The sequence below is a fragment of the Streptomyces sp. NPDC101225 genome (assembly GCF_044767585.1).
GTDB lineage: Bacteria > Actinomycetota > Actinomycetes > Streptomycetales > Streptomycetaceae > Streptomyces.
Window position 1 is genome coordinate 1 of sequence record NZ_JBIWOE010000012.1, and the last position, 21771, is coordinate 21771.

Consider the following 21771-nt stretch of genomic DNA (forward strand, 5'->3'; position numbering starts at 1 on the left):
GTTGATAGGCCGGATCTGGAAGCCAGGTGACTGGTGGAGGTGACCGGTACTAATAGGCCGAGGGCTTGTCCTCAGTTGCTCGCGTCCACTGTGTTAGTTCTGAGACAACGACCGTTGTCGGCTTTTGAGCAGAACACATAACTGAAGAGTGTGCTTGTTCGCTCGAAACCATTAGGGTTTCGGTGGTTATAGCGTGAGGGAAACGCCCGGTTACATTTCGAACCCGGAAGCTAAGCCTTACAGCGCCGATGGTACTGCAGGGGGGACCCTGTGGGAGAGTAGGACGCCGCCGAACAATCTTTGGGAAGGACCCCTGGTCACCAGCGTTCAGCTGGGACCAGGGGTCCTTTCGTTTTTACAATGCTTGCGGTACCGAAGACAGGAGTCACCGATGTCCACCAACTCTCCCGACGATCGACCGGAGCGCGACCAGCGGCGACGGGACAGTGGGGACCGCGGCGAGCGTGGCGGCTACCGCGGCAATCGCGGTGGTTTCCGACGCGACGACCGCCGTGACGACCGTGACAACCGCCGCGACGACAACCGCGGTGGTGGCTACGGTCGGCGTGACGACCGCCGTGAGGGCGACCGCGGTGGCCGTCCGGCGTTCCAGCGGGACGACCGTGACCGCGGTTCGCGTCGCGACGATCGTGGTGACCGTCCGTCCTTCCGTCGGGATGACCGCCGCGACGACCGCCGCGACGACCGGCGGGACGACCGAGGGGATCGCCCGTCCTTCCGTCGGGACGACCGCCCGACGTACCGTCGGGACGACCGCGGCGAGCGTCGCGACAACGACCGTGGTGGTTTCCGGCGTGACGACAACCGCGGTGGTGGCTACGGCCGTAGGGACGACCGCAGGGGCGCGCCCGATCGTGGTGGTTACGGCCGGCGCGATGACCGTGACCGTGGCTTCCGCGGCGACGACCGGGGTGACCGCGGTCCGCGTCGCGACGATCGTGGTGACCGTCCGTCCTTCCGTCGGGATGACCGCCGCGACGACCGGCGCGAGGACCGCCGTGACGATCGTGATCGTGGCTTCCGTCGTGACGACCGGCGTGACGATCGTGGTGACCGTCCGTCCTTCCGTCGCGATGACCGTCGCGATGACCGCCCGACATACCGGCGTGACGACCGTCGCGATGACCGCCCGACCTACCGCCGTGACGACCGCCCGACCTACCGCCGTGACGACCGCCCGACGTACCGGCGTGACGACCGTCGTGATGACCGGCGTGACGATCGGCGTGACGACCGCCCGACCTACCGCCGTGACGACCGTGGTGAGCGTCGTGACGGTGACCGTGGTGGCTTCCGGCGTGATGACAATCGGGGCGAGCGCGGTGGGTTCCGTGGTCGTGACGACCGGGGCGGGCGCGGTGGTCCTCGCCGCGACGACCGCGGTGGGCGTCCCGGTGGCTTCCGGGGGCGCGACGACCGGCGCGGTGGAGGCGGCGGCCGGTTCCGCGACGATCGGCCGCGGGACCGTGACCGCGACAGGGACCGGGACCGGGAGCCCATCAAGCGGCTGCCGATCCCCGAGGACGTCACCGGCGAGGAGATCGACAAGGACGTACGGCAGGAGCTCCAGAGCCTGCCAAAGACGCTCGCGGAGGACGTCGCCAAGAACCTGGTGATGGTCGCCCGGCTCATCGACGAGGACCCCGAGGGCGCCTACGCCTACTCCCGGATCGCTCTGCGGCTGGCGTCTCGCGTCGCCGCCGTGCGCGAGGCGGCCGGGTTCGCGGCGTACGCGAACCAGAAGTACGCCGAGGCGCTGGCCGAGTTCCGTGCGGCGCGGCGTATGACCGGCACCGTGGAGCTGTGGCCCGTGATGGCCGACTGCGAGCGTGGGCTCGGGCGGCCGGAGAAGGCGCTGGACATGGCCGGGGCGCCCGAGGTGCAGAAGCTGGACAAGGCCGGGCAGGTCGAGATGCGGCTCGTCGCGGCCGGCGCCCGGCGCGACATGGAGCAGCTCGACGCGGCCATCGTGACGCTGCAGAGCCCGGAGCTCGCCTCCAACTCGGTCCAGCCGTGGACCGCGCGGCTGCGGTACGCGTACGCCGACGCCCTGCTCGCCGCCGGCCGTGAGGGCGAAGCCCGTGACTGGTTCGCCAAGGCCGTAGAGGCGGACCGGGACGGCAGCACGGACGCCTCGGACCGGCTTGCCGAGCTGGACGGCGTGGAGTTCGTCGATGTTTTCGACGCGAGCGATGCGAGCGACGCGGGCGACGAGGGCGAGGACGGCGAGGACGGCGACAGCGCGAAGGCCGAGGCGGACACCGGCACCGCTGTCGGCACCGACGCCGACGCCGATGCCGACATCGAGATCGAGGTCGACGACGACAAGGACTGAGGAGACATGCGCAGGGGGCGGGACCGTGCGGTCCCGCCCCCTGCGCATGTCCGGGCCCTTTGTCCGAGGCCCGCAGCAGCCGCCCGGTCAGCCGTCCAGCGTGCGCAGTACCAGTCCCGACGCCGGCTTCGGGCCGAACGACGTCGACTTGCGGGGCATCGTCACCCCCTGCCGGGCCAGGTCGCGGACGACGTCCTCGCGGACCGGGTGCAGCAGGACGGCCGTGCCGCCGTCGCGTTCGGCCTTCTCGACGGTGGCCGCCGTGTCGTGGATGTAGGCGATGCGGGCCGGGTCGTCCTCGGGGATGCCCCAGACGTGGTCGAGCAGCGCGGCGTGCAGGACCGTCGCGTCCAGGGTGCGCCAGGCGACGGGCCGGTCGACGGGGATCGTACGGGCCAGGAGATCCGGGTCCGGGCGGTCGACCAGGTGGAAGGCGCCGTCACCCGCCAGCAGGAACGCGTTGCCCGCGCACGCGCTGTCCGCCAGAGCCTCCAGGGCTTGCGGGAGGGAGACCGGCAGGCGCCGTATACGGAACCGGCCGTGCAGCGCGGCGAGTGCGTCGGCCACCGGCAGGCCGTGCAGGAGGCGATGGATGGCGCGGACGCGCAGCGGGTAGCGGGCGGTGTCGACGAGCAGCACGAGGCCGTAGTCCCACGGGCTCGGGGAGCCGTGTTCCGAGCGCAGGCGGCGATACGTCGCCCAGCGGTGGTGGCCGTCGGCGATCAGCGCCTGGTGCTGGGCCAGGTCGGACTGGACGCGGGCGAGGTCGGCCGGGTCGGTGACCGACCACAGGCGGTGGCTGTAGCCGTCCTCGGTCTTGGTGGCGAGGAGCGGCGGGTGGTCGGCGACCCGCTCCACGAGCTCGGCCGCGGACGACGCCGAGCCGTTGCCGCGGTAGGTCAGGAGCAGGGGTTCGAGGTTCGCGGAGGTGGCGCGCATCAGGTCGGCGCGGTCGGCGACCACGTGCGGCATGACGTCCTCGTGCGGCAGCACCACGCCCTCCGCCGGGTCCGAGACGCGCAGGGCGCCGATGATGCCGCGCTGGAGCATGCCGTCGCCGTCGCTCTGCTCGTAGACGTACAGGCCGGGTTCGGGATCGGCGGCCAGGACTCCCTCGGCGAGCCAGCGGCGCAGGGTGTCGGACGCCTGCTCGTTGCGGGCGACGGCCGTCGGGGCCTGCGGCAGGATCAGACGGACGATGTTGTACGGGTCGGCGGACTGGAGGTGGTGCAGGCCGTCGGGGCGTACGACGACGTCGTACGGCGGCGATGTCACGGCGGCGAGGCTGCCGACCCGGTCCGGGTCGTAACGAAGGCCGCGGAACGGGGTGAGTTCCAGGCCCCGGCGCGCCGTTGCTTCCGAGTGACCTGCTGTGTTCATCCCGGCATCGTACGTGTGCCGGAGGCGTGCGGGATGATCGGGGGAAAGCCGTCGAACGAGGAGCGATGTGGAATGAGCCAGAGCGTCAGGACGAGGCCCGAGGGCAGTGGCCAGGCCCTGAGCGAGGCGTACGACACGGCGCTGCTCGATCTCGACGGGGTGGTGTACGCGGGAGGGCAGGCCATCGCGCACGCCGTCGAGTCGCTGGAGACGGCCAGGGCGGGCGGGATGCATCTCGCATATGTCACCAACAACGCCCTGCGGACGCCGGACACGGTGGCGGAACACCTGACCGAGCTGGGGATACCGACCGGTGCCCAGGACGTCATCACCTCCGCGCAGGCGGTCGCGCGGCTGATCAGCGAGCAGGTGCCGGCGGGGTCGCGGGTGCTGGTCATCGGCGGCGAGGGGCTGCGGGTCGCGCTGCGGGAGCGCGGGCTGGAGCCCGTCGAGTCGGCGGAGGACGATCCGGCGGCGGTCGTGCAGGGATTCGGCGGGCCCGACCTGCCGTGGGGGCGGTTCGCCGAGGCGAGCTACGCGGTCGCGCGCGGGGTGCCGTGGTACGCGTCCAACACCGACCTGACGATTCCCAGCGGCCGTGGGATCGCCCCGGGCAACGGCGCCGCGGTGGAGGTCGTGCGGATCGCGACGGGTGCCGAACCCCAGGTCGCGGGCAAGCCGTTGCCGCCCATGCACCGGGAGACGATCCTGCGCACGGGTGCCGAGCGGCCGTTGGTGGTCGGGGACCGGCTGGACACGGACATCGAGGGGGCGTTCAACGGCGAGGTGGACTCGCTGCTCGTCCTGACCGGCGTGACCGACGGCGCGCAGCTGCTCACCGCGCCGCCGCAGCACCGGCCGACGTACGTCGACGCCGACCTGCGCGGCCTGCTCACGGGCCAGCCCGCGGTCGAGGAGGCGGGGGACGGCTTCCGGTGCGGCGGCTGGACGGCCACGGCGGCCTCCGACCGGCTGGAACTGGAGGGTGACGGCGCGGCCGTGGACGGTCTGCGGGCACTGTGCGCGGCGGCCTGGACGGCGGCCGGGGACGGCGTGTGCGCGCTGGACGCGGGGAAGGCGCTGGCGCGGCTGGAGTGGTGAGCCGTGGGGCGGGCGGCGCCCCATCCAAGCGGCATGCGAGGGTAGGCTAACCTAACTACGTGTTGGTCGACAGTCCTCCCGAACAGCGCGCGGAGACCGCCCCCGCGCCCCCGACCCGCCGGGCGATACGTGCCTTCGGGCTCCTCCTCGCGCTCGCCGTCCTGGTGCTCGTCGCCTCGGCGAGCATCGCGATCGGCGCGAAGCCGCTCTCCCTGGAACAGGTCTGGCACGGCCTGTTCCAGGACACGGGGACCTACGGCGACGTCGTCGTGGACGCGCGGCTGGCACGGACCGTCCTCGGGCTGCTCGCCGGCGCCGCGCTGGGACTTTCCGGCGCGGTGCTCCAGGCGCTGACCCGCAACCCGCTGGCCGATCCGGGCCTCCTCGGCATCAACGCCGGCGCCTCGGCCGCCGTCGTCACCGCCATCACGTACCTCGGCGTCACGAGCCTCGACGACTATGTGTGGTTCGCCTTCGCCGGAGCGGCCGCCGTCGGAGCCCTGGTGTGGTTCCTCGGCGGCAGCCGGAGCGCCACGCCGGTGCGGCTCGCGCTGGCCGGCACCGCCGTCAGCGCCGCGCTCTACGGCTATCTGCAGGCCGTGATGATCACGGACCAGGCGGCGCTCAACAAGATGCGCTTCTGGACGGTCGGTTCGCTCGCCTCGGCGACCGACTCGACCACCCTGCAGGTGCTGCCGTTCATCGCGGTCGGCACGGTCCTCTCCCTCGTGCTGGCCCGGCCGCTCAACGCCGTGGCCATGGGCGACGACACCGCCAAGGCGCTCGGCGCCCACCTGAACCGCACCCGGGCGCTGTCCATGCTCGCCGCGACCGTGCTGTGCGGCGCGGCGACGGCCGCCTGCGGGCCGATCGCCTTCGTCGGGCTGATGGTCCCGCACGTCGTACGGTCCTTCACCGGCCCCGACCTGCGCTGGATCCTGCCGTACGCCGCGATTTTGTCGCCCGTGCTGCTGCTCGGTGCGGACGTGCTCGGCCGGATCGTGGCCCGCCCCTCGGAGCTTCAGGTCGGCATCGTCACCGCGGTCGTCGGCGGGCCGGTCTTCATCTTCCTGGTACGACGGCGAAGGACGGCGCAGCTGTGAGGAGCAACCGTGTGGTGAGGACCCCGGGCGGGCTCTCCGTGCGCCTGGACGTGCGGGCCGCCGTCGTGGTCGCGGTGCTGCTGCTGGCCGCGCTCGCCGCGAGCGTCCTGCTGATCGGCACCGGCGACTTCCCGATCTCGGCCGGGGACGTGCTCAGGACCCTGGCGGGGAACGGCGACGCGGGGCAGGAGTTCATCATCGACGAGCTGCGTCTGCCGCGCGTCCTGGTCGGGCTGCTGGTCGGCGCCTCGCTCGGGCTCGGCGGCGCGCTGTTCCAGGCCGTCACCCGCAATCCGCTGGGCAGCCCGGACGTGCTCGGCCTCGGGCAGGGGGCGACGGCCGGGGCGCTCGTGATGATCGTGCTGTTCTCCGGCAGCGCCGCCCAGGTCACCATGGGCGCGCTGGTGGGCGGGCTGGCGACCGGGCTCGCCATCTATCTGCTCGCCTGGAAGCGGGGTGTGCACGGCTACCGGCTGGTGCTGGTCGGCATCGGCGTCTCCGCGATCGTCACGGCGGTCAACGGCTATCTCCTCACGGTGTCCGACCTCGTCGACGCGGCCCGCGCGGTCGTCTGGATGACCGGCTCCCTCAGCGGTCGTGACTGGGACCAGGTCTGGCCGCTGCTCGCGCTGTGCGCCGTGCTCGTCCCGCTCGTCCTCGCCCGCGCGCGCGAGCTGCGGCTGATGGAGATGGGCGACGACGTGTCGAACGCGCTCGGCGTGCGCGTGGAGCGGGTGCGGGCGCTGCTGATGGTGGCCGCCGTCCTGCTCACCGCGACCGCCACCGCCGCGGCGGGCCCCGTCGGCTTCGTGGCGCTCACCGCGCCGCAGCTCGCCCGCCGCCTGACCCGCTCGCCGGGTCCCAATCTGCTGTCGTCCCTGTGCATGGGTGCCGCCCTGCTGGTCACCGCCGACTGGGTCTCGCAGCGGATCTTCGGCGCCGACCAGCTGCCCGTCGGTGTGGTCACCGGAGTCCTCGGCGGCGCCTATCTGCTGTGGCTGCTGGTCGCCGAGCGCCGGGCGGGCCGGATATGAGCGCCGCCGCGAAGCCACCCACGCGCCGCTCCCCGAAGCCGCGCACGGACCGTTCCGTGAAGCCCCCCACGGACCGTTCCGTGAAGCCCCCCACGAACACCCGAAGGAGCAGCGTGAATCGCCTGTCCGCCGAGAACGTCACCCTCGCCTACGACCAGCGGGTCATCGCCGAGCAGCTCTCGGTGGAGATCCCGGACAACTCCTTCACCGTGATCGTCGGCCCCAACGCGTGCGGCAAGTCGACCTTGCTGCGGGCGCTTTCGCGCATGCTGAAGCCGAGCCGGGGCCGGGTGCTGCTGGACGGACAGGTCATCCAGTCGATGCCGGCGAAGAAGGCCGCGCGGACGCTGGGCCTGCTGCCGCAGTCGTCGATCGCGCCCGACGGCATCACCGTCGCCGACCTGGTCGGCCGCGGCCGGTACCCGCACCAGGGCGTCCTGCGCCAGTGGTCGGGCGAGGACGAGCGGGTCGTCCGGGAGTCGATGGCGCGGACCGGGGTCGCCGAACTCGCCGATCGCCATGTCGACGAACTGTCCGGCGGTCAGCGGCAGCGCGTGTGGATCGCCATGGCGCTCGCCCAGCAGACGCCGCTGCTGCTGCTCGACGAGCCGACGACGTACCTCGACATCCACCACCAGATCGACGTCCTCGACCTCTGCGCCGAACTGCACGAGGAACAGGGCCGCACGCTGGTCGCCGTCCTGCACGACCTCAACCACGCCGCGCGGTACGCCACCCACCTCGTCGCGCTGCGCGAGGGGCGGGTCGTCGCCGAAGGCGCACCGAAGGACATCGTCACGGCCGGGCTGGTCGAGGAGGTGTTCGGGCTGCGCTGCCAGATCATCGACGACCCGGAGACGGGGACGCCGCTGGTCGTGCCGGCGGCCCGCCGGGCGCGAGCCGCTACAGCAGCTTCCTGAGCAGGAACAGGTCGCGCAGGCCGGCCTCCAGCTTCACCCGGCCCGAGCCCCAGGCCCGGGCGAAGTGCAGCTGGCCGTCGACCATGGCGACCAGGTCGTCGCCCTTCATGGCCAGCCGGATCTGGGCCTTCTCCCGCGGAGGGCCCTGGACGGTGTCCTGCACCACGATCCGGCCACCGGTCATCCTGCCGACGAACGAGACGTCCAGGTCGGTGATCAGGCAGCTCACCGAGCGGTCCAGGGAGGCGGCCGAACGGACGTCCCCTTCGGCGCGGTTCATGTTGTCCGAGAGCTGTTCCAGCGCGGCGCGGCATTCTTCGATCGTGGCCATCGAGATCGACGGTACCCCAGGCCTTCGGGGTAGCGTCTGGGCATGAGCGACACTGTGCCCGAGGCCATGGCGGGGGACGGGACGGCCGAGGCCGGGCCCGACCACGATCCCGCCGCCCCGGCCCCGCTGAACGTGCCCCGCACCCCGACCGGCAACGCCGAGGTCGACGCGCGGCTGGAACGGCTGGGCGACGCCGACCACCTCGCCACCGACGGACACGTCGAGGTGTACGAGGATGTACACCGGGGGCTGCGCGACACGCTCACCGCGCTCGACGCCCGTCCGGGCCCTTCGGCCCCCTCACCGTCGTACGGACAACACAGGAGCTGAACCGAACGTGGCAGGAGTCGCACGCCGCCGTCTCGACGCGGAGCTGGTGCGCCGCAAGCTCGCGCGCTCGCGTGAGCACGCGAGCCAGCTGATCGCCGCCGGGCGGGTCAAAGTCGGCAAGACCGTGGCGACCAAGCCGGCCACGCAGGTGGAGACCGCGGCGGCGATCGTCGTCTCCTCCGACGACGGCGATCCCGACTACGTCTCGCGCGGCGGCCACAAGCTCGCGGGCGCGCTCGCGGCCTTCGCGCCGCGGGGGCTCGTCGTCGAGGGGCGGCGGGCGCTCGACGCCGGCGCCTCGACCGGTGGCTTCACGGACGTCCTGCTGCGGTCGGGGGCCGCGCACGTCGTCGCCGTCGACGTCGGATACGGACAACTCGCCTGGACTCTGCGGAGCGATGAACGCGTCACCGTCAAGGACCGTACGAACGTACGCGAGTTGACGCTCGAAGCGATCGATGGGGAGCCTGTGGATCTTGTCGTGGGGGATCTGTCCTTCATCCCGCTCGGCCTGGTGCTGCCTGCCTTGGTGCGGTGCGTGAAACCGGACGCCGACCTGGTGATGATGGTCAAGCCGCAGTTCGAGGTGGGCAGGGAACGGCTGGGCAGCGGAGGAGTGGTACGCAGTCCGCAGCTGCGGGCGGAGGCCGTGCGGGGGGTGGCCCACAAGGCGTCGGAGCTCGGGCTCGGGGTGCGGGGGGTCACCGCCAGCCCGCTGCCCGGCCCGTCCGGGAATGTCGAGTACTTTCTGTGGCTGCGGGCCGGTGCACCCGAACTGGACCCGGCCGACGTAGACCGTGCAGTGGCGGAGGGGCCGCGTTGACACCGAACCGAGCTCGTACTGTTTTCCTGCTCGCCCACACGGGGCGGCCCGCGGCCATCCGCAGCGCCGAGCTGGTCGTGAAGGGGCTGCTGCGTGAGGGCATCGGCGTACGCGTGCTGGAGTACGAGGCGAGCGATCTGCCGCTGCCCGAGGAGGTGCAGCTGGTCAAGGAGGCCACTCCGCAGTGCCTCGACGGCTGCGAGCTGCTGATCGTGCTGGGCGGCGACGGGACGCTGCTGCGCGGCGCCGAGTTCGCCCGGGCCTCCGGGGTGCCGATGCTCGGCGTCAACCTCGGGCGGGTCGGGTTCCTCGCGGAGGCCGAGCGCGACGATCTGGACAAGGTCGTCGACCGGGTGGTGACCAAGGCGTACGAGGTCGAGGAGCGGATGACCGTCGACGTCGTCGTCCACCGCAACGGCGACATCGTGCACACGGACTGGGCGCTGAACGAGGCGGCCGTGCAGAAGGTCTCCGCCGAGAAGCTGCTCGAGGTGGTGCTGGAGATCGACGGGCGGCCGGTCACCGGCTTCGGCTGTGACGGGATCGTGCTGTCCACGCCGACGGGGTCGACGGCGTACGCGTTCTCCGCCGGTGGGCCCGTGGTGTGGCCGGAGGTCGAGGCGCTGCTGATGGTGCCGATCTCGGCGCACGCGCTGTTCGCCAAGCCGTTGGTCACCTCGCCGGATTCCGTGCTGGCCGTCGAGGTGCTGCCGCACGTCCCGCCGGGGGTTCTCTGGTGCGACGGGCGGCGGACCGTCGAACTGCCGCCGGGGGCGCGCGTGGAGGTGCGCCGGGGTGCCGTGCCCGTGCGGCTGGCCCGGCTGCACCACGCGTCGTTCACGGACCGGCTGGTGGCGAAGTTCGCACTGCCGGTGTCCGGATGGCGCGGGGCACCGCACTAGCCGGCGGAGGCCGGGGTCTTGCACTCGCGTGGGTGACAATGTGACGGCGATACGCATTCGTCACCTGCACCTTCACACAACCGGGACGGGGGCCGTCGCACTTCCCGGTGCCGACCTCGTAAGGTCGTAGCCGTGCTGGAAGAGATGCGGATACGGTCGCTCGGAGTCATCGACGACGCGGTCGTCGAGCTGTCCCCCGGGTTCACCGCCGTCACCGGTGAGACGGGTGCGGGCAAGACCATGGTGGTCACCAGCCTCGGGCTGCTGCTGGGCGGACGGGCGGACCCTGCGCTCGTGCGGATCGGGGCCGGCAGGGCCGTGGTGGAAGGGCGGATCGCCGTCCCAACGGGCTCCTCGGCCGGGGTGCGCGCCGAGGAGGCGGGGGCCGAGCTGGACGACGGGGCGCTGCTGATCAGCCGTACCGTTTCCGCCGAGGGGCGGTCGCGGGCGCACGTGGGCGGGCGCAGCGTTCCGGTCGGGCTGCTGGCCGAGCTCGCCGACGACCTGGTGGCCGTGCACGGGCAGACGGATCAGCAGGGGCTGCTGAAGCTGACGCGGCAGCGGCAGGCGCTCGACCGGTACGCCGGGGACGCCGTCGCCGGGCCGCTGGCGAAGTACGGCGAGGCGTACCGGCGGCTGCGGGCCGTCTCCGCCGAGCTGGAGGAGATCGTCACGCGCGCGCGTGAGCGGGCCCAGGAGGCCGACATGCTGCGCTACGGCCTCGAGGAGATCGCCGGTGTGGAGCCGCGGGCCGGGGAGGACGTGGAGCTGGCGGAGGAGGCCGAGCGCCTCGGGCACGCGGAGGCGCTCTCGTCGGCCGCCACGGCCGCACACGCCGCGCTCGCCGGCAACCCCGAGGACCCCGAGGGGATCGACGCCGCCACGCTCGTCGCGGGCGCGCAGCGGGCGCTGGACGCCGTGCGCGCGCACGATCCGGCGCTGTCGGCGCTGGCCGACCGGATCGGCGAGATCGGGATCCTTCTCGGCGACGTCGCGGGCGAGCTGGCGGGGTACGCCGACGACCTGGACGCGGATCCCCTGCGGCTGGCGGCCGTTGAGGAACGGCGCGCCGCCATCGGCGCGCTGACGCGGAAGTACGGCGAGGACGTCGCCTCGGTGCTGGCCTGGGCCGAGCAGAGCGCCACGCGGCTGACCCAGCTGGACGGCGACGACGAGCGGATCGCGGAGCTGACCGCGGAGCGGGACGCGCTGCGCGGTGAACTGGGCGGGCTGGCCCAGGCGTTGACGGACGCGCGGACGGAGGCGGCCGAGCGGTTCGCGGCCGCCGTCACGGCCGAACTGGCCTCGCTCGCCATGCCGCACGCGCGGGTGTCCTTCGAGATCCGGCAGACCGAGGACCCGGAGGGCGTGGAGGTCGGCGGGCGCACCGTCGGCTACGGGCCGTCGGGCGTCGACGAGGTCGAGCTGCTGCTCGCGCCGCACCCCGGTGCGCCGCCGCGCCCGATCGCCAAGGGCGCCTCCGGCGGTGAGCTCTCGCGGGTGATGCTCGCCGTCGAGGTCGTGTTCGCCGGGACGGACCCCGTGCCGACGTACCTCTTCGACGAGGTCGACGCCGGTGTCGGCGGCAAGGCGGCCGTCGAGATCGGGCGCCGGCTGGCGCGGCTGGCGAAGAGCGCGCAGGTCGTGGTGGTCACCCACCTTCCGCAGGTGGCCGCCTTCGCCGACCGGCAGTTGCTGGTCGAGAAGACCAACGACGGGTCGGTGACACGCTCCGGCGTGAAGGTCCTCGAGGGCGAGGAGCGGGTGCGCGAGCTGTCGCGCATGCTGGCCGGCCAGGAGGACTCCGAGACGGCCCGGGCGCACGCGGAGGAACTGCTGGCCACGGCCAGGGGAGACGGCTAGGGGCGGGCGGTCGGGACGTGGGTCCGGCCGCCCCGCCCACGCACTAGGGTGGCCCGATGGCCAACCGTGCACGGAGAACAAGGTCGTTCGCGCTCGCCGCCGCGCTCACCCGGGCGGGTGTCGCCGGGCTGCGGGCCAAGGCCCCCGGCGGCCGCGGGCGTTGGGAGCGGACGAACCACCGCGGGCGGGCCGTCGGTCTGTACGCCGGTCCCGCGGCCGGGCTGGCCGCCGCGGCCGCGGCCGCACGGGTGCGGCCCGCCGCCGGGTTCGCGGTGCTCACCGCCGGCCTCTGCGGGGCCTACGACGACGTGGCCGGCGCCGGTGACCCCCGGCGCGGCTTCCGCGACCATCTGTCCGCGCTCGGGGACGGCGAGGTCACCAGCGGCGCGGTCAAGCTCCTCGGGATCTCGGCGGCGGGGCTCGCGGCCGGCGCCGTGCTCGAGGAGCGGGCCGTGGACAAGGTGCTCGCGGGGATCGTGATCGCCGGGGCCGCCCACTTCGTGAACCTCGTGGACGTACGGCCGGGGACGGCCGCCGCGGCGACGGTCGCGCTCGGGGCCCCGGGACTGCTGCGGTCCGGTCCGGGAGCGGAACTCGCCGCCGGCGCCACGGGCGCCGCCGCGGCCGTCCTGCCCGACGACCTGGGCGAGCGCACGATGCTCGGCGACACCGGCGCGCACGCGCTGGGCGCGGCGGTGGGCACCGCCGTCGTGATGAGCAACGGGCGCGCCGGACTGCTCGCCCACGCCGTGGCGTTCGTCACGGCGGCCGTGTACGGCGACAAAGTCAGCGCGACGGCGCGGTCGTTGAGCCTGGAGTGAAGCGTGTGACGCAATGGGCTCCGCCTTCACGGGCGCCGCCCCGTGCTTCACCCGTGTGAGTGACCAACCCCACCGTCGCGCGGCCCGCGCACCGCCGCCACGTTTCCGGAACACCCGTGCGTGCTGGCATCCTTGACGTCGTACGTGGAGGAAACCGAGCGGTACACCCCCTCCGCCCGTTCCCTCTGTACTTTCGTCGTGACCGCCCGACGCCGAACCAGGAGCCCCGGCCACGTGAGCCCCGTGAGCAGCCACTCACCGCACGGCCAGTCGTCGCTGCGCACCGTGCAGGTGCTGGGCGGCGGCAACGCCCACAGCAGCGCGCACGTGCGGTCGCTGGCGTCGGGTCTGGTCGCGCGGGGCGTGCGGGTCACCGTGTGCGCCCCCGGCGAGGCCGATCACACCTACGACTTCACGGGCACCGGCGCCGAACACGTGCACGTACCGCGCAGCAGCGACCCGGGAGCGGTGGCCGCGCTGCGGGCGGCCTGCGCCGACGCCGACCTGGTGCACGCGCACGGGCTGCACGCCTCCTTCCGCGCCGCGCTCGCGCTCAGCGGCCGGCGCACCCCGTTCGTCGTCACCTGGCACGACCGCGCCCACGCCGAGGGCGCCCGCGCCCATCTGCTGCGCCTCCTGGAGCGGCGGGTCGTCAAGGCGGCCACCGTGGTGCTCGGCGCCTCCTCCGACCTCGTGGACCGGGCCCGCAGGAGCGGAGCGCGGGACGCGCGGCTCGCCGCGGTCGCCCTGCCGGCGCCGCGCCGGTCCCCCGACGCGGAGGACCCCGACCGCCCGGGCCTGAAGGTCCGGGCCGAACTCGGCGCCACCGAGCGCCCGTTGCTGATGGCGGTCGGGTCCCTCGACCCGCACCGGGGCTACGGCACCCTGCTGGACGCCACGCGCGCGTGGCGGCGCCTCGACCCCGTGCCGCTGGTGGTGATCGCGGGCGAGGGCCCGCTGCGGCCGGTCCTGCAGCGCCGTATCGAGGACGAGGGCCTGCCCGTGCGGCTCATCGGACGGCGCGAGGACGCCGCGCAACTGCTCCGGGCCGCCGACGTCGCCCTGCTGCCCAGCAGTTGGGAGTCGCGCTCCGTGCTCGCGCAGGAGGCCCTCCACGCGCGCGTGCCGCTCGTCGCCACCCGTGTCGGCGGCATCCCCGAACTCGTCGGCGACGCCGCCGAACTCGTCCCGTACGGCGACGCCGAGGCGCTCGCCGACGCCGTGACCGGGCTGCTCGGCGACCCCGGCCGGTGCGAGGAACTCAGGGACAGGGGCACCCGCCAGGCCGCCACCTGGCCGACCGAGGACGAGACGGTCGCCCACGTGCTGAGTGTCTACGACGAGTTGACGCTGCCGCGGGTGCTGATCTGAGCCGTTCGGCCAGTGCTGTGGCCGGGAAGGTCAGCCGGTGAACCTTCCCGGCCACACGCCCCTAGGGCACGTGCCGGCGCGCTTGCAGGGCCAGGCTCAACGCCATGACCGTCTGCGGGTCGTCGAGGTCCGTGCCGAGCAACTCGCCGATGCGGGCGAGGCGGTTGTAGAGGGTCTGCCGGTTGAGATGGAGTTCCCGGGCGGTCTCCGCCTTGCGGCCCGCGTGCGCCAGGTACGTCTCCAGCGTGGGCAGCAGGGGCGGCCGGGAGCGGTCGTCGTGGTCGCGGAGCGGGCCGATCGCACGCTCCACGAAGGCCGCCAGGTCGGGGTGGTCGCGCAGCCGCCACAGCAGCAGGTCGATGTCCAGGCGGCGGGCGTCGTACCAGGGGCGGTCCGACAGGCCCTGAGCCGCCGTCGCCGTCTCCGCCGCGTGTCTCAGGCCCGCCGACGCCGCCGCCCAGCCGCCCGCCACCGCGACGACCACCACCGGCGGCCGGGCCCCGGGCCGGTGCATCCCGGCCCGCTCCACGCCCGCCCGCAGCGCCGCCGCGACCCGGTCCGCGACCGCCGGGCGCTCCGGCTCCGACCGCAGGCCCAGCAGGACGAGCACGCGGCCCTCGACGGGCCGTACGCCGAGCAGGACCGGGACGCCGACGGAGGCCAGCTCCTCGGAGACCGCGCGCGCCAGCACCGCCCAGCCGCCGCCCGGGGCGAGGGCGTCGCCCAGCCGCATCACGACGGGCAGCAGCGGGCTGTCGCCCGGCTTGAAGCCCAGCACGCGCGCCTGCGCGGGCGCGTCCTCGGCGGTGATCCGGCCCTCGGCGAGGTCGGTGAGGAAGTCGCCGCGGCCGCGCGCCGCCAGCTCCTCCTCCTGCCGTGCCTGCATCAGGACGACCGCCAGGATGCCCGCCGCCCGCTCGGCCGCCATGCGGTGCACCGGCGCCAGCGGGGCCCGTACCGGAAGCAGGACCAGGCGCGCCCGCACCGAACCCGTGCCGGGTCCGCCCCCGGGCACGTCCACGAGCACCGAACCGGACGGCGGCGGCGTGTCCTTGTGCTGGCCGCGCAGCCCCTCCCACACCTGGAGCGGGTCCGCGCCCTCGGGCCCGGAGCCGGCGGCGTACAGCAGCTGCCCGTCGGTCGTCTCCAGGAAGACGGGGTTGCCGCCGAAGCCGGCCAGGATGCCGAGCACCTGCGGCACCCCGCCACCGCCGAGCAGAGCCTCGGTGCAGCGGCGGTGCACCTCCTCCGCCTGCTGGAGCAGCGCGTAGTGGCCGTTGACGATCTCGGTGTGGATCTCCTCCGTGACCGTCACGAAGGGCACCTCGCGGTGCAGCTGGACGAGCGGGAGCCCGGCCGCGCGCGCCGTGTCGACGAGCGCGGCGGGCAGGCGGGCGAAGCGCGGGCCGAGCTCCACGACGAGGGCCGCGATGCCGCGCTCGGCCAGGGTGCGCACGAACGCCCGCTGGTCGGCCGGCCGCGTACCGAGCCCGTAACCCGTGGTCAGCAGCAGCTCGCCGCCCTTCAGCAGCGAGGCGATGTTCGGCACCTCGCCCGCGTGCACCCAGCGCACGGTGCGCTGCAGCCGGTCGGCGCCCGCGAGCACCTCCGGCAGCCCGCTGCGCAGACCGGGCAGCTCCAGCGCCCGCTGGACGGTGATCCCGGCGCCGTGGGACTCGAATCTGCGTTCCGTGCCGCTGTGCATAGCCGGACGCTACCTGCGCGGATGCCCGCACGACATCTCCGGGCGGTCACGGCGGTCACGGCCGGGCCGGCCGGATGGCGAGCGCTGCCCGCCGCGGCCGCCGCGGAAGCCGGCCCGGGCTGCGGCCCGGACACGGTGCGCGCGGGTCGCCGCCCACGCGGAGGCCGGGCTCGACGAGATCGCGCTGGTGCCGGCGACCGCCGCCGACCCGGCGGGGGAGCGGCCCCTGACCGCGCTCAGTCCGGCCTGATGTTGTGGTTGAAGCGGAACACGTTGTCCGGGTCGTACTGGCGCTTCACCTGGGCCAGCCGCCGGGTGTTCTCGGCACCGAGGCCCGCCACGACCCGCTCCGTGCCCTCGTCGCCGATGAAGTTGAGGTACACGTCGCCGGTGCTCCACGGGCGCACCGTCTCCCGCACACCGCGCACCCACGCGATGCAGCGCTCGTCGTCCGCCGGGTCCTCCCAGATCCCGAACGGATGCACGCCCCAGGGAGCGTCCCGGTAGGGCACGGGGTACTCGCGCGGCCCGTCGGCGATGGCGCCGCCCTGCGGCCACAGGATGTGCTGGCTGCCGGTCGGCACCGGCAGCGAGTCCGCCAGGGAGCAGAAGGCGCTCACGAAGTCGTCGGGGGCGCCGGTCAGGTACTCCGCCGACCAGTAGTTCCGCAGGCCGGGCGGATCGTCGAGCATGCACTGCACGTCGGCGTACGGCATCGCCCCGACGATCTCCGTCTCGTGCGGCAGCGCGAGCAGCGGCTCGGCCAGCTTGCGCAGGCCGTCCTCGGCGCCCGCGTAGGTCAGCAGCACCCCGCACAGCATCGTGCCGACCAGGTGGGGCGGTACGAACGCGTCGGGCGGGCCGGTGAAGTACAGCACCGCGCCGCTCGCCTCGACCGGCGCGGTCTCGATCACGTCGCGGTAGGTGCGTACCGCCTCGGGGCCGTGCTCCGGCAGGCACACGATCAGCGCGATGGAGAACCGGGGCAGCTCGTGCAGCTTGAGGGTGATCGCCGTGGCGACGCCGAAGTTGCCCCCGCCGCCGTGCAGCGCCCAGAACAGCTCGGGGTTCTCGTCGGCGCTCGCCTGCACGAGGGTCCCGTCCGCGGTGACCAGCTCGACGCCGAGAAGGTTGTCGACGGCCAGCCCGCAGCAGCGGTCCAGCCAGCCGGAGCCGCCGCCCAGGACGAACCCGCCGACGCCGGTGGTGGAGGCCCGGCCGCCCGTGGTGGCCAGGCCGTACGGCTGGGTGGCCCGGTCCAGCTCGCTCATCGTGGCGCCGCCCGCGACCCGTACCGCCTGGTCCGCGGAATCGACGGTGACCGCGCGCAGACGGCGCAGATCGATCACCAGTCCGTCGTCGTTGACCGCCATGCCGGCCACGCTGTGCCCGCCCCCGCGCACCGCCACCGGCAGGTCCAGCTCCCGCGCGAAGCGCACCGACCGCACCACGTCGGCCTCGTTCGCGCACTGGGCGATGGCCGCCGGACGGCGGTCGATCATCGCGTTGAAAACCGTCCGGGCCTCGTCGTAGCCCGGATCCCCCGGAGCGAACAGGTCGCCGACGAGATCCTCGCGCAGCGCGGCGAGAGCCGCGCCCGCCTTCGAGAGGGAAGCCATGGCCGCCCCCTTCCGGAAGGGGCAATAGGAATAATTCCACCCTAAGTGGGTACGAGGCGGCGGTCGCGCCGGACCACCGCCCCGTCACCGATCCGTAAGGTCAGCCGCCGTAGGCCCCGGACGCCGTCAGGCGCAGGGCGGTGTCGATCAGCGGCACATGGCTGAAGGCCTGCGGGAAGTTGCCGACCTGGCGCTGCAGGTGCGGGTCCCACTCCTCGGCGAGCAGGCCCAGGTCGTTGCGGAGCGCGAGCAGCTTCTCGAACAGCTTGCGGGCCTCGTCCACGCGGCCGATCATCGCCAGGTCGTCGGCCATCCAGAACGAGCAGGCCAGGAAGGCCCCTTCGTCACCGGGCAGGCCGTCGACGCCCTCGCTGGAGCCTTCCGTCGGGTAGCGCAGGATGAAGCCGTCCGTGGTGGACAGCTCACGCTGGATCGCCTCGATGGTCCCGATCACGCGCTTGTCGTCCGGCGGCAGGAAGCCCATCTGCGGGATCAGCAGCAGCGACGCGTCCAGCTCCTTCGAGCCGTACGACTGCGTGAAGGTGTTGCGCTCCTTGTCGTACCCCTTCTCGCACACGTCCCGGTGGATGTCGTCGCGCAGCCGGCGCCAGCGCTCCAGGGGGCCGTCGGCCTCCCCGGACTCCAGGAGCTTGATGGTGCGGTCGACGGCGACCCAGGCCATGACCTTGGAGTGCACGAAGTGCCGGCGCGGGCCGCGCACCTCCCAGATGCCCTCGTCGGGCTCCTCCCAGTGCTGCTCCAGGTAGCGGATCAGCTTGAGCTGGAGCAGCGAGGCGTAGTCGTTGCGGGCCAGGCCGGTCATGTGGCCGAGGTGCAGGGCCTCGGTGACCTCGCCGTACACATCCAGCTGGAGCTGGTGTGCGGCGCCGTTGCCGACCCGCACCGGCGCGGAGTTCTCGTACCCGGGCAGCCAGTCCAGCTCCGCCTCACCGAGCTCGCGCTCGCCCGCGATGCCGTACATGATCTGCAGGTTCTCGGGGTCGCCGGCCACCGCGCGCAGCAGCCACTCGCGCCAGGCGCGGGCCTCCTCGCGGTAGCCGGTGCGCAGCAGCGAGGAGAGGGTGATGGCCGCGTCCCGCAGCCAGGTGTAGCGGTAGTCCCAGTTGCGGACGCCGCCGATGTCCTCGGGCAGGGAGGTGGTGGGCGCGGCGACGATGCCGCCGGTCGGCGCGTACGTCAGGGCCTTCAGCGTGATCAGGGAGCGGATCACGGCCTCGCGGTACGGGCCGTGGTACGTGCAGTGCTCCACCCATTCGCGCCAGAAGTCCTCCGTGGCCTGGAGCGAGCCCTCCGGCTCCGGCAGCGCGGGCGGCTGCTTGTGCGAGGGCTCCCACGAGATCGTGAACGCGATCCGGTCACCCGGAGCGACCGTGAAGTCCGAGTACGTGGTCAGGGACTTGCCGTAGGTCTCGCACTCGGTGTCGAACCACACCGAGTCCGGGCCCGCCACGGCGACCGTGCGCCCGTCGTGCTTGTGCACCCACGGCACCACGCGCCCGTAGCTGAACCGCATCCGCAGGGCGGAGCGCATCGGGACGCGGCCCGAGAGGCCCTCGACGATGCGGATCAGCTGCGGCGCGCCGTCACGCGGGGGCATGAAATCGGTCACCCGGACCGTGCCGCGCGGGGTGTCCCACTCCGACTCCAGGATCAGAGAGTCGCCGCGGTAGCTGCGCCGGGCCGCGGTGGGCGGCTCCGCGTCGGAGGCGTGCGCCGGCCCGAGGCGCCAGAAGCCGTGCTCCTCAGTGCCCAGCAGGCCGGCGAAGATGGCATGCGAGTCGAAGCGGGGCAGGCACAGCCAGTCGACTGTGCCGTCCCGGCAGACCAGGGCAGCGGTCTGCATGTCTCCGATGAGTGCGTAGTCTTCGATGCGCCCGGCCACGTGCAACTCCAGTCGAACGGCCACGTCAGACCCCCATACGGGGGCTGTCGCCAAGTCGGTCAAGGGGTTTTTTCCATGCGTCGTTGAGCGGTGAAGCAAAGCAGGCGTCCAGCCGTGTGGCAAAACGACGATTTCTGCTCAACGAACTGACGAGCTCTCGTTGTTCCGGAGCAAACGGACGGGGGTGGTGCCGTGTTGCCGGCCGGGCTCGGCAGCGAGTGTCCGAGCAGGATACGACGCACGTAGATGATCTGTGTGCCCCTCGCGACAACCCGGGTAGGCCGAACGGGTGAGCAGCGGGTGAGAAACCAGGGAGACCGTGCGGGTCCGTGGTGACGCGTGTGCGGAGCGTGGCCGGAAGCCATCTCCTCCGGGCGCTGATACCCTGGTAGCCCGTGGACCGGTGGGCGAGAAAACCCCGGAACCGCACCCCAGACCGCGACCACGGGAGCCCCCTTTGGCCATGCCGCCCAAATCCTCGACGACCAAGCACATCTTCGTCACCGGGGGTGTCGCCTCCTCGCTCGGCAAGGGCCTCACCGCCTCCAGTCTCGGCATGCTGCTCAAGGCCCGCGGCCTGCGCGTGGTGATGCAGAAGCTCGACCCGTACCTGAACGTCGACCCGGGCACGATGAACCCCTTCCAGCACGGTGAGGTGTTCGTCACGAACGACGGCGCCGAGACGGACCTGGACATCGGACACTACGAGCGCTTCCTGGACCGTGACTTGGACGGCTCCGCCAATGTCACTACAGGCCAGGTCTACTCGACGGTGATCGCAAAGGAGCGGCGCGGCGAGTATCTGGGCGACACCGTGCAGGTCATCCCGCACATCACCAACGAGATCAAGCACCGTATCCGCCGCATGGCCACCGACGAGGTGGACGTCGTCATCACCGAGGTCGGCGGCACGGTCGGCGACATCGAGTCGCTGCCCTTCCTGGAGACCGTCCGCCAGGTGCGCCACGAGGTCGGCCGGGACAACGTCTTCGTCGTTCACATCTCGCTCCTGCCGTACATCGGCCCCTCGGGAGAGCTGAAGACGAAGCCGACGCAGCACTCGGTTGCGGCGCTGCGCAACATCGGTATCCAGCCGGACGCCATCGTGCTGCGCTGCGACCGCGAGGTGCCCACCGCGATCAAGCGCAAGATCTCGCTGATGTGCGACGTCGACGAGGCCGCCGTGGTGGCCTGCCCCGACGCCCGCTCCATCTACGACATCCCGAAGACCGTGCACGGCGAGGGCCTGGACGCCTATGTCGTCCGCAAGCTGGACCTGCCCTTCCGCGACGTCGACTGGACGACCTGGGACGACCTGCTCGACCGCGTCCACAAGCCCGACCACGAGGTCACCCTCGCCCTGGTCGGCAAGTACATCGACCTGCCCGACGCCTACCTCTCGGTCATCGAGGCGCTGCGCGCGGGCGGCTTCGCCAACCGGGCCCGGGTGAAGATCAAGTGGGTCACCTCGGACGACTGCAAGACCCCGGCCGGCGCCGCGGCGCAGCTCGCCGACGTCGACGGCATCTGCATCCCGGGCGGTTTCGGCGACCGCGGTGTGCTCGGCAAGGTCGGCGCGATCAAGTACGCCCGGGAGAACCGGGTCCCGCTGCTCGGCCTCTGCCTGGGCCTGCAGTGCATCGTGATCGAGGCCGCGCGCAACCTGGCCGGCATCACCGACGCCAACTCCACCGAGTTCGACTCGGCCACCGGCCACCCGGTGATCTCCACCATGGCGGAGCAGCTCGACATCGTCGCCGGCGAGGGCGACATGGGCGGCACCATGCGCCTGGGCATGTACCCGGCGAAGCTGGCCGAGGGCTCGATCGTGCGCGAGGTGTACGACGGAAAGGAGTACGTCGAGGAGCGGCACCGTCACCGGTACGAGGTCAACAACGCCTACCGCGCGGAGCTGGAGAAGAAGGCCGGCGTCCTGTTCTCCGGCACGTCGCCCGACGGCAAGCTGGTGGAGTACGTGGAGTACCCGCGCGAGACGCACCCCTATCTGGTGGCGACCCAGGCCCACCCCGAGCTGCGTTCGCGCCCGACCCGCCCGCACCCGCTGTTCGCCGGTCTGGTGAAGGCCGCCGTCCGGCGCCAGGACGAGGGCAAGAGTTCCGAGTAGCACGACAGTTGTACGGTGGCCGGGGCGCTCGCATTCAAAAGGTGAGCACCCCGGCTTCATTTTGCACGTGGGGAAGGACAGGGC

Annotated in this window: 18 protein-coding genes and 1 rRNA gene; 14 read left to right on the forward strand and 5 right to left on the reverse strand. The window is 72.8% G+C overall.

Translation table 11 applies throughout. The features are described from left to right. The first annotated feature begins 178 nt into the window (after nt 1–178). The 3 genes from rrf to ACIRPX_RS18790 all read left to right on the forward strand — a co-directional run bounded on the left by rrf (nt 179) and on the right by ACIRPX_RS18790 (nt 2356). Nucleotides 179–295 (forward strand): 5S ribosomal RNA (rrf, locus tag ACIRPX_RS18780). Nucleotides 296–464: 169 nt separating this feature from the next. Beyond that, on the forward strand, nt 465–1637 hold the full coding sequence (locus ACIRPX_RS18785) for a hypothetical protein (protein WP_404195955.1): 1173 nt from the start codon (nt 465–467) through the stop codon (nt 1635–1637). Then, nucleotides 1529–2356: a hypothetical protein gene (locus tag ACIRPX_RS18790; protein ID WP_404195932.1), complete on the forward strand. Its 828-nt coding sequence runs from the start codon at nt 1529–1531 to the stop codon at nt 2354–2356. Before ACIRPX_RS18785 ends, ACIRPX_RS18790 begins: the two co-directional genes overlap by 109 nt. A gap of 87 nt (nt 2357–2443) precedes the next feature. Here the strand turns inward: ACIRPX_RS18790 and ACIRPX_RS18795 are convergent, their stop codons facing one another. After that, nucleotides 2444–3736 carry a DUF1015 domain-containing protein gene (locus ACIRPX_RS18795; protein ID WP_404195424.1) on the reverse strand — a complete coding sequence of 431 codons (1293 nt, stop codon included), beginning with the start codon at nt 3734–3736 and terminating at the stop codon, nt 2444–2446. A 72-nt stretch (nt 3737–3808) separates the two neighbouring features. On the opposite strand from ACIRPX_RS18795, the gene ACIRPX_RS18800 reads away from it, so the two are divergent. The 4 genes from ACIRPX_RS18800 to ACIRPX_RS18815 are packed head-to-tail and all read left to right on the forward strand — an operon-like array spanning nt 3809 to nt 7894. Beyond that, entirely contained in the window at nt 3809–4837 is a 1029-nt protein-coding gene (locus ACIRPX_RS18800; RefSeq protein WP_404195427.1) for an HAD-IIA family hydrolase, read from the forward strand. A gap of 59 nt (nt 4838–4896) precedes the next feature. Beyond that, complete coding sequence (locus ACIRPX_RS18805; protein WP_404195430.1) at nt 4897–5940, forward strand: FecCD family ABC transporter permease; 1044 nt, start codon at nt 4897–4899, stop codon at nt 5938–5940. Beyond that, nucleotides 5937–6974, forward strand: coding sequence for a FecCD family ABC transporter permease (locus tag ACIRPX_RS18810; RefSeq protein ID WP_404195432.1), 1038 nt, complete (start codon nt 5937–5939; stop codon nt 6972–6974). The genes ACIRPX_RS18805 and ACIRPX_RS18810 overlap by 4 nt, the downstream gene beginning before the upstream one ends. Beyond that, complete coding sequence (locus ACIRPX_RS18815) at nt 6935–7894, forward strand: ABC transporter ATP-binding protein (protein WP_404195435.1); 960 nt, start codon at nt 6935–6937, stop codon at nt 7892–7894. The genes ACIRPX_RS18810 and ACIRPX_RS18815 overlap by 40 nt, the downstream gene beginning before the upstream one ends. On the opposite strand, the gene ACIRPX_RS18820 is transcribed toward ACIRPX_RS18815, so the two are convergent. Beyond that, nucleotides 7878–8225, reverse strand: a complete 348-nt coding sequence (locus ACIRPX_RS18820) for a sterol-binding protein (protein WP_404195438.1) — start codon at nt 8223–8225, stop codon at nt 7878–7880. The two genes, ACIRPX_RS18815 and ACIRPX_RS18820, sit on opposite strands and share 17 nt — an antisense overlap. Nucleotides 8226–8267: 42 nt before the next feature. Between ACIRPX_RS18820 and ACIRPX_RS18825 the strand changes: the two genes are divergently transcribed. From ACIRPX_RS18825 to ACIRPX_RS18850, 6 genes are all read left to right on the forward strand, one after another. Then, entirely contained in the window at nt 8268–8555 is a 288-nt protein-coding gene (locus ACIRPX_RS18825) for a hypothetical protein (RefSeq protein WP_404195441.1), read from the forward strand. Nucleotides 8556–8562: 7 nt separating this feature from the next. Then, complete coding sequence (locus ACIRPX_RS18830) at nt 8563–9378, forward strand: TlyA family RNA methyltransferase (RefSeq protein WP_404195443.1); 816 nt, start codon at nt 8563–8565, stop codon at nt 9376–9378. Further along, the gene (locus tag ACIRPX_RS18835; RefSeq protein ID WP_404195446.1) at nt 9375–10280 is read left to right on the forward strand and encodes an NAD kinase; all 906 of its coding nucleotides are present in this window, start codon (nt 9375–9377) and stop codon (nt 10278–10280) included. The genes ACIRPX_RS18830 and ACIRPX_RS18835 overlap by 4 nt, the downstream gene beginning before the upstream one ends. Before the next feature lie 144 nt (nt 10281–10424). After that, nucleotides 10425–12143, forward strand: coding sequence for a DNA repair protein RecN (gene recN / locus ACIRPX_RS18840; RefSeq protein WP_404195935.1), 1719 nt, complete (start codon nt 10425–10427; stop codon nt 12141–12143). A gap of 56 nt (nt 12144–12199) precedes the next feature. Then, nucleotides 12200–12964 (forward strand): hypothetical protein, encoded by a 765-nt coding sequence (locus ACIRPX_RS18845; RefSeq protein WP_404195449.1) that lies wholly within the window; start codon nt 12200–12202, stop codon nt 12962–12964. A 234-nt stretch (nt 12965–13198) separates the two neighbouring features. After that, a complete protein-coding gene (locus ACIRPX_RS18850) occupies nt 13199–14335 on the forward strand; it encodes a glycosyltransferase family 4 protein (RefSeq protein WP_404195452.1) in 1137 nt (378 codons plus the stop codon). Nucleotides 14336–14396: 61 nt separating this feature from the next. Here ACIRPX_RS18850 and ACIRPX_RS18855 read toward each other — a convergent pair whose 3' ends face one another. The 3 genes from ACIRPX_RS18855 to ACIRPX_RS18865 all read right to left on the reverse strand — a co-directional run bounded on the left by ACIRPX_RS18855 (nt 14397) and on the right by ACIRPX_RS18865 (nt 19562). Continuing rightward, nucleotides 14397–16040 (reverse strand): PucR family transcriptional regulator, encoded by a 1644-nt coding sequence (locus tag ACIRPX_RS18855; protein ID WP_404195454.1) that lies wholly within the window; start codon nt 16038–16040, stop codon nt 14397–14399. 236 nt (nt 16041–16276) lie between these two features. Further along, nucleotides 16277–17659 carry an FAD-binding oxidoreductase gene (locus ACIRPX_RS18860; RefSeq protein WP_404195457.1) on the reverse strand — a complete coding sequence of 461 codons (1383 nt, stop codon included), beginning with the start codon at nt 17657–17659 and terminating at the stop codon, nt 16277–16279. A gap of 100 nt (nt 17660–17759) precedes the next feature. Continuing rightward, nucleotides 17760–19562, reverse strand: a complete 1803-nt coding sequence (locus ACIRPX_RS18865; RefSeq protein WP_404195938.1) for a glycoside hydrolase family 15 protein — start codon at nt 19560–19562, stop codon at nt 17760–17762. Nucleotides 19563–20025: 463 nt separating this feature from the next. Here ACIRPX_RS18865 and ACIRPX_RS18870 point away from each other — a divergent pair, with 463 nt between their 5' ends. After that, entirely contained in the window at nt 20026–21687 is a 1662-nt protein-coding gene (locus tag ACIRPX_RS18870) for a CTP synthase (protein ID WP_404195460.1), read from the forward strand. The last annotated feature ends 84 nt before the right edge of the window (nt 21688–21771 follow it).